This is a genomic window from Streptomyces sp. NRRL B-24572 (genome assembly GCF_002156145.1).
Lineage (GTDB): Bacteria > Actinomycetota > Actinomycetes > Streptomycetales > Streptomycetaceae > Streptomyces > Streptomyces vietnamensis.
Genome location: NZ_MWIG01000229.1, coordinates 1 through 9,849 on the forward strand (window position 1 = coordinate 1; position 9,849 = coordinate 9,849).

11 protein-coding genes are annotated in these 9,849 nt (G+C 72.2%); 6 read left to right on the top strand and 5 right to left on the bottom strand.

The annotated features are described in order from the left end of the window. The 4 genes from CCN56_RS14205 to CCN56_RS14220 form a co-directional block, all read left to right on the top strand. Positions 1-969, top strand: a 969-nt coding sequence (locus tag CCN56_RS14205) for a dihydrolipoamide acetyltransferase family protein (RefSeq protein WP_107484151.1), incomplete at its 5' end; no start/stop codon positions are given. Between the two features lie 73 nt (positions 970-1,042). Next, complete coding sequence (locus CCN56_RS14210; protein WP_086826979.1) at positions 1,043-1,513, top strand: hypothetical protein; 471 nt, start codon at positions 1,043-1,045, stop codon at positions 1,511-1,513. Positions 1,514-1,583: 70 nt separating this feature from the next. After that, positions 1,584-2,258 (top strand): GntR family transcriptional regulator, encoded by a 675-nt coding sequence (locus CCN56_RS14215; protein ID WP_086826981.1) that lies wholly within the window; start codon positions 1,584-1,586, stop codon positions 2,256-2,258. After that, entirely contained in the window at positions 2,255-3,547 is a 1,293-nt protein-coding gene (locus tag CCN56_RS14220) for a nitrate/nitrite transporter (protein ID WP_086826983.1), read from the top strand. Before CCN56_RS14215 ends, CCN56_RS14220 begins: the two co-directional genes overlap by 4 nt. A gap of 85 nt (positions 3,548-3,632) precedes the next feature. Here the strand turns inward: CCN56_RS14220 and CCN56_RS14225 are convergent, their stop codons facing one another. After that, a complete protein-coding gene (locus CCN56_RS14225; protein WP_086826985.1) occupies positions 3,633-4,460 on the bottom strand; it encodes a maleylpyruvate isomerase family mycothiol-dependent enzyme in 828 nt (275 codons plus the stop codon). Positions 4,461-4,615: 155 nt separating this feature from the next. Between CCN56_RS14225 and CCN56_RS14230 the strand changes: the two genes are divergently transcribed. Both CCN56_RS14230 and CCN56_RS14235 read left to right on the top strand, forming a co-directional pair. Next, on the top strand, positions 4,616-5,413 hold the full coding sequence (locus CCN56_RS14230; RefSeq protein ID WP_086826986.1) for a carbon-nitrogen family hydrolase: 798 nt from the start codon (positions 4,616-4,618) through the stop codon (positions 5,411-5,413). Continuing rightward, on the top strand, positions 5,413-6,537 hold the full coding sequence (locus CCN56_RS14235; RefSeq protein WP_086826988.1) for an SMI1/KNR4 family protein: 1,125 nt from the start codon (positions 5,413-5,415) through the stop codon (positions 6,535-6,537). Before CCN56_RS14230 ends, CCN56_RS14235 begins: the two co-directional genes overlap by 1 nt. Here the strand turns inward: CCN56_RS14235 and CCN56_RS14240 are convergent. The 4 genes from CCN56_RS14240 to CCN56_RS43170 all read right to left on the bottom strand — a co-directional run. Next, the gene (locus tag CCN56_RS14240; protein ID WP_086826989.1) at positions 6,534-7,352 is read right to left on the bottom strand and encodes a histidine kinase; all 819 of its coding nucleotides are present in this window, start codon (positions 7,350-7,352) and stop codon (positions 6,534-6,536) included. The two genes, CCN56_RS14235 and CCN56_RS14240, sit on opposite strands and share 4 nt — an antisense overlap. Positions 7,353-7,383: 31 nt before the next feature. Next, positions 7,384-7,992 (bottom strand): hypothetical protein, encoded by a 609-nt coding sequence (locus tag CCN56_RS14245; RefSeq protein ID WP_086826991.1) that lies wholly within the window; start codon positions 7,990-7,992, stop codon positions 7,384-7,386. Between the two features lie 17 nt (positions 7,993-8,009). Then, positions 8,010-9,467, bottom strand: coding sequence for a hypothetical protein (locus CCN56_RS14250; RefSeq protein ID WP_086826993.1), 1,458 nt, complete (start codon positions 9,465-9,467; stop codon positions 8,010-8,012). An 11-nt stretch (positions 9,468-9,478) separates the two neighbouring features. Then, on the bottom strand, positions 9,479-9,849 hold a 371-nt coding region (locus tag CCN56_RS43170; RefSeq protein ID WP_086826994.1), incomplete at its 5' end, for a hypothetical protein.

The window sequence follows — 9,849 nt, forward strand, 5'->3', positions numbered from 1 at the left end:
GTCCAGGTCCCCGAGCAGCTGAACGGCCACGGCCCCGTGACCGGCGACCGGCCGCTGGCCAAGCCGCCGGTGCGCAAGCTTGCCAAGGACCTCGGCGTCGACCTGGCGACGGTCACCCCGACCGGCCCGGACGGGATCATCACCCGCGAGGACGTCCACGCGGCGGCCGCCCCGGCGCCCGCCCCGGTCGTCGAGGCCCCGGCGCCCGTGGCGGCCCCCGCCCCGGTCGCGGCTCCGGTCCAGGCGGCGCCCGCCGCCGCGTCGGACGCCCGGGAGACCCGTATCCCCATCAAGGGCGTACGGAAGGCCACGGCGGCGGCGATGGTCGGCTCGGCCTTCACCGCGCCGCACGTCACCGAGTTCGTGACCTTCGACATCACGCGCACGATGAAGCTGGTCGAGGAGCTCAAGTCCGACAAGGACATGGCGGGCCTGCGGGTCAACCCGCTCCTGATCATCGCCAAGGCCGTCCTGGTCGCCGCCAAGCGCAACCCGGACATCAACGCGGCCTGGGACGAGGCGAACCAGGAGATCGTCCTCAAGCACTACGTGAACCTGGGCATCGCCGCGGCCACCCCGCGCGGTCTGATCGTGCCGAACATCAAGGACGCGCACGCCCAGACCCTGCCCGAGCTCTCGCGGTCCCTGAGCGAGCTCGTCGCCACCGCCCGCGAGGGCAAGACGACCCCGGCGGCGATGCAGGGCGGCACCTTCACCATCACCAACGTCGGCGTCTTCGGCGTCGACACCGGTACGCCGATCCTGAACCCCGGCGAGTCCGCGATCCTCGCGGTCGGTGCGATCAAGCTCCAGCCGTGGGTCCACAAGGGCAAGGTGAAGCCGCGTCAGGTCACCACCCTCGCCCTCTCCTTCGACCACCGCCTGGTCGACGGCGAGCTCGGCTCCAAGTTCCTGGCGGACGTCGCCGCGATCCTGGAGAACCCGAAGAGGCTCATCACCTGGGCCTGACGCCCCATGTGACCGTTTCACGTGAAACATCCGGTGGTGGCACCAGCCGCCACCGGATGTTTGGGTTCAGGGCATGGACCTCCCCCTCGAACCGCCCCACGGCGCCGGACCCGTACGCCTCGGCATGACCCTCGACGAGGCGGTCGCCGCCGTCTCCCCCCGGGGCGAGCCCCGCGTGCGCACCCGGCCGAACCGCGTTTCGGTGACCGTCTCGACCGCCTGCGACCGCGTCGGCGTCGAGGTGCTCCTGGAAGAGGAGAACACCGTCACGGCCGTCGAGCTGTGGTGGCCGGGGGAGCGGCGGGAGAGCTCGACCCGGGTGCTCCTGGGGGGCGTCGACGTGTTCCGTACGCCCGCCGACGAGCTGCTGAAGGGCCTCTCGGCGCACGACGCCGACGGCGAGGACCCGTTCGTCCCCGGCCTCTCGCTCGGCTTCACCCGCCGCACCTCCCAGGAGGTCCCGCGCCGGCCCGACGGCCTCCCCGTGCACTTCACCTCCGTCCTCGTCGGCGGCGAGGACTACTACGACCACCGGCTCCGGTGAGACTCCGGTAAGCAGTCCAGGATGCGGACGCGGCTGCCTGTTGCACCCCTGTTGTATCTATTCTGTGCGCATGCCATCAGCGCCAGCCGGTCCCGCCCCCCTGCCCACGAAGCAGCCACCCGCCGCCGACCGCGTCTACATGCACGTCAAGCAGGCCGTACTCGACCGGCGTTACGAGGGAGGCACCCTCCTCACCGAGGGCGAACTCGCCCAGGCCGTCGGGGTGTCCCGCACCCCCGTCCGCGAGGCGCTGCTCAAGCTGGAGATGGAAGGGCTCCTCAAGCTCTACCCGAAGAAGGGCGCCCTCGTCCTCGCCGTCTCCGCGCAGGAGATCGCCGACGTCGTCGAGACCCGGCTGCTCGTCGAGGAGTTCGCCGTCCGCCGGGCCGTGCCCGCGCCCGCCACCCTGATCGCCCGCCTCGAAGAGCTCCTGGAGGAGCAGAAGCGGCGCGCCGAGGCAGGGGACCTCGCCGAGGTCGCCGTCACCGACCGCTGCTTCCACGCCGAGATCGTCAAGCACGCCGGCAACCAGATCCTCGCCCGCCTCTACGACCAGCTCCGCGACCGCCAGTTGCGCATGGGCGTCGCCGTGATGCAGTCCCAGCCCGACCGCGTCGCCAAGAACATCACCGAGCACGCCGAGATCCTCGACCGCATCAAGGCCGGCGACGTCGAAGGCGCCGCCACCTGCGTCCGCCAGCACCTCAGCTGGGTCAAGGTCCTCGTCCGGGGTGAGGCCCGGTGAGCGCCCCGTCCCTGCCCGGAGACCCGCCCGGCGGGAAGCGCGCCGCCCTCGTCTGGGGCGTCGGCGTCGCCGTCTACTTCGTCGCCGTCATCTTCCGCACGTCCCTGGGCGTCGCCGGACTCGACGCCGCCGACCGCTTCGACGTCAACGCCTCCGCGCTCTCCACCTTCTCCATACTCCAGCTGCTCGTCTACGCGGGCATGCAGATACCCGTCGGCCTCATGGTCGACCGGCTCGGCACCAAGAAGGTCCTCGCCCTCGGCGTCGTCCTCTTCACCACCGGCCAGCTGGGCTTCGCGCTCTCCCCCTCGTACGGCACGGCGCTCGCCTCCCGCGCCCTCCTCGGCTGCGGCGACGCCATGACCTTCATCAGCGTCCTGCGGCTCGGCAGCCGCTGGTTCCCCGCCCGCCGCGGCCCGCTCATCGGCCAGGTCGCCGCCCTCTTCGGCATGGCCGGCAACCTGGTCTCCACCGTCTTCATCGCCCGCGCCCTGCACGGCCTCGGCTGGACGACCACCTTCGTCGGCAGCTCGCTGGCCGGCGTCGTCGTCCTCGTCCTGCTGCTGCTCCTCCTCAAGGACCACCCCGAGGGGTACGAGCCGGAGCCGGCCGCCCACGCGGGCGCCGCCTTCGTCCGCCGCCAGATCGCCGAGTCCTGGCGCGAGCCCGGCACCCGGCTCGGCATGTGGGTGCACTTCACCACCCAGTTCCCGGCCATGGTGTTCCTGCTGCTCTGGGGCCTGCCGTACCTCGTCGAGGCGCAGGGCCTGTCCCGGTCCACCGCGGGGACGCTGCTCACCCTGGTCGTCCTGTCGAACATGGTCGTCGGCCTCGCGTACGGGCAGATCATCGCCCGCCACCACGCGGCCCGCGCCCCGCTCGCCCTCGGCACGGTCGCGGCGACCGCCCTGCTGTGGGGGACCACCCTCGCGTACCCCGGCCACGCGCCGATGTGGCTGCTCGTCACCCTCTGCCTGGTCCTCGGCGCCTGCGGACCGGCCTCGATGATCGGCTTCGACTTCGCCCGCCCGGCCAACCCGCCGGAGCGTCAGGGCACCGCCTCCGGCATCGTCAACATGGGCGGTTTCGTCGCCTCGATGACGACGCTGCTCGCCGTGGGCGTGCTGCTGGACGCGACCGGCGACGACTACCGGATCGCGTTCTCCTCGGTCTTCGTCCTGGAGGCCCTCGGCGTCGTGCAGATCCTCCGCCTCAAGGCCCGCACCCACCGCAGGGAGCGGGAACGGCTCGTCGCGAGCCGCGTCGAGGCCGTGCACGTGCCCGTATAGAGAGTGCCGCGATCCACCGCCTGGAGAGCGCCGGGATCCACCGCCTGGAGAATGCCGCGATCCACCGCCTGGAGAGCGCCGGGATCTATCGGGGCGTCACCGCGAAGTTGTCCAGGATCGCCGCCGCGAGGCCCTCGTCGCCCTCGATCTTGACCCGGTCGGCCACCTCGGCCGGCCGGACCCGGCCGCAGGCGAGGCGTACGAACGTCTCCCAGTCCGTCGCGAGGGTCACCGCGGGGCCGAGGGACGGAGCCCCGTCGATCGAACCGCGGCCCTCCGCGTCGACCCGTACCGTCCGCAGGAACTCCACCGGACCGGTCACGTCGAGCACCACCGCCGAGGACGCGGGCGCCCCGGCGTCCTTCGCGACCACCTCCGGCAGCGCCTCCAGGAGCACGTCCCGGGCCACGAGCGCACCCGCCGAGTCCAGGTTGCCCGGCACGCCGAGCGCCGCCCGCAGGTCCTGCTCGTGCACCCACACGTCGAAGGCGCGGTCCCGGTAGGCCTGCTCCAGGGACCACTCGGCGCCGAGGGGAGCGCGGATCAGGTGCTCGGGGGAGCGGTTCTCGTTGCGGAGCTGACGGGCCCGCCGGATGAGGATGTACTCCAGCTCCGAGGTCATCTCCGGGGCGGTGTGGTGCCGCCGCACATCGACCTGGACCTCCATGTAGCGGGCGAAGTCACTGCGTACGTGGTACAGGTCACGGGGCAGGGAGTGGATCGGCCGCGGGTCGCCGAGCATCTCCGTCTCCATGCCGATCACATGGGACACGATGTCCCGCACCGACCAGCCGATGCACGGGGTCGGCCGGTTCCACTCGCCCTCCACGAGCGGCTGCACCAGCTCGGCTATCGCCTCGATGGAATGGGTCCAGGCGTCGGCGTAGTTCTGGAGGCTGGGATGGACGGTCACGGGACCCCTCGGCGGTTCTTCGGTGCGCGGGCTGAAAACACGACTGGGTGGGAGGCTCGGACGCTAAGTTACGCTGCCCGAAGGCACCCCGGCAGTGCTTTCGTGTGACGATCGTAGGCCGGTGTTGACGGCTCGAATGCCAGGACGGTGGTAGTGTGCGCGCCTCGCTGATCCAGATCGCGGTAGACCCGGACGAACCGGTCGAAGCACGTCGCGCCCGCGTGGCGCGGCTCGTGCGGGAGGAATCCGGCCGCGCCGACCTCGTGATCCTGCCGGAACTGTGGACCGTCGGGGCCTTCGCCTCCGACCTCTTCGCCGCCGAGTCCGAACCGCTGAACGGCCCCACCCACCGGGCCATGGCGGCCGCCGCCCGCGACGCCGGGGTCTGGCTGCACGCCGGCTCCTTCGTCGAGGCGGAGGGCGGCGCCCTCTACAACACCTCGCTCCTCCTCTCCCCCGACGGCGAACTCGCCGCCTCCTACCGGAAGATCCACCGCTTCGGCTTCGACAAGGGCGAGGCCGTCCTCATGGCCGCCGGCGAGGACCTCGTCACCGTCGACCTGCCGCTCCTCACCGTCGGCGTCGCCACCTGCTACGACCTGCGCTTCCCCGAGCTCTTCCGCGGCCTCGTCGACGCCGGCGCCCAGGCCTTCGTCGTCCCGGCCGGCTGGCCCGCCCTCCGCCGCGCCCACTGGACGCTCCTGGCCAGGGCCCGGGCCGTCGAGAACCAGGCGTACGTCCTCGCCTGCGGGACCGCCGGCACCCACGCGGGCGTGGAGCAGGCCGGCCACTCGATCGTCGTCGACCCCTGGGGCGAGACCCTCGCGGAGGCCGGTCCCGACGAGGAGATCCTGCGGGTCGTCCTCGACCCGGCGAAGGTCCGGGCGACCCGGGAACAGTTCCCGGCGCTGAAGGACCGGGTCCTGGGGATCGCGGCGCCGCGGCGGGCCTGATGACCGCCCCCGACGAAGCCGACGCCGTCGCCGCCTTCGCCGAGCTCTTCGGACCGCCGCCGGAGGGCCTCGCGATACCCGTCGACTGGGACGCGGTCGAGGAGTGGCTCGGCCTGCGGCTGCCCGCCGACTACAAGGCCGTCGCCACCGCCTACGGCCCCCTCGACATCGGCGAACGGCTGTGGCTGCACACCCCCTTCGCCAGCGACGCGCGCCTCTTCGACTACGGGGGCTTCGTCGAGAGCGGCCGCCGCGCCGCCCCCGGCGCCCTCCCCTTCGGCGCCACCCGCATGTCCGACACCCTGTACTGGGACACCACCGCCTCCGACGACCCGGACGAGTGGCCCGTCGTCGTCCACGTGCAGAACCTCGCGAACGCCGGCAAGGACCCCTGGCTCCGCCCCGGCACCACCCTCCTGCCCACCCTCACCGGCTTCGTCTCCGACGGCCTGCGCCCGCACCTCGCCCGCAGCGGCCTCGCCGGCGACGAGGCGTACGCCTGGACCCCGCCGGCCCGCCGGCCGGAACCGACCCCCGCACAGCGGGCCGCGCTCGTCTCCGGTGCCACCGGCTTCGACACCCTCACCGCCCTGCTTCCGCCGCCCGCCGAGCCTCACCTCGGCCCGCAGAGCTGGGAGTGGCTGTACGAACGCCTCGGCACCCGCCTCCCCGCCGAGTACGTCCGCCTGATGGAGACGTACGGGGCGGGCGAGTGGTGCCAGTGGCTCCGCTTCGGCTTCCCGCTGGGCACCGGGCAGTACGACCTCGCCCCCTGGGCCGAGTGGTACGGCGAGACCTACCGCGGCCACCGCGCCGACTTCCCCCAGTACAACCCGCTGGCCGCGTGGCCCGAGCCGGGCGGCTTCCTCGCCTTCGCCGACTCCATCGACGGCGACCAGCTGTGCTGGCTCACCGAGGGCGACACCCCCGACGACTGGCCCCTGATCGTCGTCCCGCGCCACGCCGACCAGGGCCCACCGCTCACCGGCACCCTCACCGGGACCCTGCTCGCCTGGCTGCGCGGCGAACTCCGCACGGAAGGCCTCCCCGGCCTCGTACGCCCCCACGAGGACCCGCTGGACGTCATCGACTTCGAGCCGTACGGGAAAGAGGAGACCGACTAGGACGCGGCCAGCTCCGCCGCGTCCGGCAGCAGCGCCGTCAGCTCCTGCCAGATCCGCTTGGCGGCGACCCGGCGCAGCCGGAACGGGTCGCCCTCCGAGGCGGCGCCCTCCGCCATCGGTTCGGCGGGGAGCTCCCGCAGCCAGTAGCCGAGCGGCCCGCAGTCCCAGGCCGCCACCGCGCGCGCGACCACGCCCTGCGCGCCCTCCTGGGCGCCCTGCCAGGCGGCCGTCATGCGCCACTGGGACCGCAGCTCCACGATCAGCTCCGCGAGCCGCGGGGCGATCTCGGCGCCTCCCGCAGCGCGCAGCGCCTCCGCGGCCAGGGCCCGCTCGTCCGCGCCCGGCGTCGAGGAGGCCTTCTCCAGGGCCGCGAGCCCCGCCTCCAGGACGCCCATCGTCGTCTCCACGACCTCCTCGGCCGCGTCCCCGTCCGACTGGCGCAGGGCGATCAGGTCGGCGAGCGTCCACACCACGGTCCTCGGCTCCACGAGCCGGTACTCCGCCTCCTCCTGGCCCGGCCAGGTCTCGTGGCAGACGACGTGCTCGTCGCCGATCAGCATCCCGTGGTGCAGGACGCCCTGCCGACCGCCTGCCTCAAGGGAGACGATCACGGACGGATGGACCAGGGTCCTCATCAGCGGCAGCAGGAGCGCGGACAGCTCCCCCGCCTCGTTGGCGAGCCCGGCGTCCCGCAGCCGCGCCGCCGCGGCCGCCATGGACTCGGGGACCTGCTGACCGGTCGCCAGCTGGGCGAGGACGAAGACCTCGTCGTCGCTCAGCCGGAAGCGGGATCGGGTCACGTCGAAGGAAGGCATGGATCGCCCAATCGTCAGAGAGGTCGGAAGGTCAGTACTGGGACTCGGTCCAGAAATGGGTCACGCGGGAGATGCCGGCCTTCACCGCGCCGAGCTGCGTCAGGGTGGAGCGGTCGACGCCCGCGAAGATCAGGGCGAGCGACAGGTCCCCGCCCTCGGCCCGCCCGTCGACGTGCACGGAGAGCCTGCGGTTCTTGCCGCGCCCGCCCTCGCGGACGGTGATCCGGACGCCGGGGTCCTCGTCGTCCGCGGCGCGGCTCAGGACGTAGCCGTGCTTGTCGAGGGCCGTGAGCCGGTAGTGGTCGCCCGCGTACCGCATCGCCAGGGCACGCTGCTCCAGGGTCGCGCCGAAACGGTTCCGCTCCACGTACACGACCCGGTCGCCGACTCGCAGCGTGGACCGGTTCAGGCCCGGCAGCTTCATCCCCTCGACGTGCATCCCGCGCGCCTCGAAGGAGGCGGTCGGCAGCTGCCCGCCGCGTACCTCCGAGACGAGCGACTCGGGAGAGGTACGGGGGAGGGGACAGGTCAGCGTGATCTCGCCGAACTCCGGCGAGACGCCCTTCCAGCCGGCCCGGTAGTCGTGCCGGTTCCCCTCCTTCCACGCCTGGAGGTCGAACGGCGTGACGTGCGTGTGCATCTCTTTCAAGCTCCTGCTCAGTCGAAGGGGTTCAGTGCGCTGCCGAGCTTCTTCGCGCCGTCCTTGACGCCGTTCCCGATGTCGGACGCCTTGTCGCCGACCCAGTCCCCGGCCGCCTCCAGCCCCTTCCCGATCGCCTCGTGGTTGTCCCAGATCAGCGCCGCGCCGTACGCCACACCCGTACCGACCGCGAGGCCGAGGGTGACCGGGTTCGGGGCCACGGTCAGCGCCGTCATCGAGGCGCTGAACGCGGTACCGGTGAGGTCCGTGGCGAACTTCGCCGGATCCGCCTTGATCATGTCCGTGTTGTACGTGGCGAGGTTGGCCACGCCGTACGCGGTGGCCGCGACACCGCCGACGACACCGGCGCCGCGCAGGAAGCCCGCCGCCTTGGCCGCGTTGGCGAGGCCGCCGTTCTGGGCGACCTTCAGCAGGTTGGCCTCGGCGGCCGTCGGCATGAAGAAGGCGCCGTTGCGCATGAACCCGCCGTACATGGCGGCCTCGTCGGAGCCGGTGATCGCGGTCGCGAGACCCGGCGGGATCTTGCTGAGCAGGCTGCCCGGAGCCGCCCCGGCGAGCCGCATGTTGAACTGCTTCGACAGGAAGGTGCCGGGCGCGGTCGGGTGCACGAACGGCGGCCGGAGCGCCTTGGACAGCTTGTACGAGTACAGGCCCGCGGCCGTCAGGGCGCTCGCGAACGCGCCCGCCGTGATGGTCCCCTCGGTGAACTTCTGGACCAGGTCGGCGAGTTCCTTGTTTCCGGTGAGCTTGGCGAGGCCGTCGTGCTGGAGGCGCTTGACGTAGTCGTCGAGCGTCTCGTCGTCCTTCATCTTCAGCCAGGCCAGGTTCATCCGGTCGTCCTTGGCCTTGTCGTCGGCCGCGGAGACCTTGCCCGCGTCACCGTTGAAGCCGGTGCCGAGCGTCTCGTCGTTCTCGTTGCCGTAGCCGTCCTTGACCACGGCCTCCAGGTCCTTCCTCAGGTCCTGGTCGGCGACGTCCATGGCCTTGACGCAGCTGTCGAGGTGCTCGGCCCAGGCGACCTCGGCGTCCCGGACGCTCTTCGCGCCGTCCGGGTCGTGGTGCAGGGCGCTGCGCTCCTGGGGCGTGAGCCGCTCGTAGTCGTACGAGACCCGCCCCTCCTCGGAGACCTTCATGCCCGCCTTGATCGCGTCGGCGCGGGCGCTCTCCAACTGCTTCTTCAGCTCCACGAACTGCTCGTGGGCGTTCCGCAGCAGCGTCGCCGTGGCCTTGGCCTGGATCTGCGCCGCCTGGTACTCGTACCGCGTGGCGGTGAAGTTGGTGTGGGCGGCGGTCGCGCTCTCGCCCAGCCAGGCCTGCGAGGTGGGCAGGGACTGCACGCTCTCCCCGTACCGCTCCTCCACCTTGCCCAGCTCGCCCGCCATCTCGTTCCACTTGTCGGCGGCGGTGGCGAGCTTGCCCAGGTCGGTCGTCATGATCTCGGAGTACGTCAGCACGGTCCGCCCCCTCAGTACTTCGTGATGCTGGAGGTCGGCTGGACCCCCGCGATACGGGCCCGGGTGTCGAGCTCCTGCTGGCTGAAGGTGCCGGCCGTGGCGCGCAGGGCGGCCTTCTCGGACGCGAGCCTGCCCAGGAGCGTCTTGACCTGCTTGTCCCAGGTGGCCTCGACGGTCTTCAGACCGGCCGCCGTCTCCCAGCCGGCGAAGCCGCCGACGGCCGCCGTGGTGGCGGCGTCCGCCCATGTGGCGGCCTTGCCCGTGTTCGGCTCCAGCTCGGTCTCGATGGTGTTGGCCGCGGCCCGCTTCTTTGCTGGTGCAGTGGCGAGATTGGGCTGACCGCCCGCCGCACCGCCGCCACCGCCGCCGTCGAGTTGGTTCA

Coding starts and splice junctions, on each gene's coding strand:
- CCN56_RS14210 (WP_086826979.1), top strand. CDS start 1,043: ATGGACCTCCCCCTCGAACCGCCCCACGGCGCCGGACCCGTACGCCTC.
- CCN56_RS14215 (WP_086826981.1), top strand. CDS start 1,584: ATGCCATCAGCGCCAGCCGGTCCCGCCCCCCTGCCCACGAAGCAGCCA.
- CCN56_RS14235 (WP_086826988.1), top strand. CDS start 5,413: ATGACCGCCCCCGACGAAGCCGACGCCGTCGCCGCCTTCGCCGAGCTC.
- CCN56_RS14240 (WP_086826989.1), bottom strand. CDS start 7,352: ATGCCTTCCTTCGACGTGACCCGATCCCGCTTCCGGCTGAGCGACGAC.
- CCN56_RS14245 (WP_086826991.1), bottom strand. CDS start 7,992: ATGCACACGCACGTCACGCCGTTCGACCTCCAGGCGTGGAAGGAGGGG.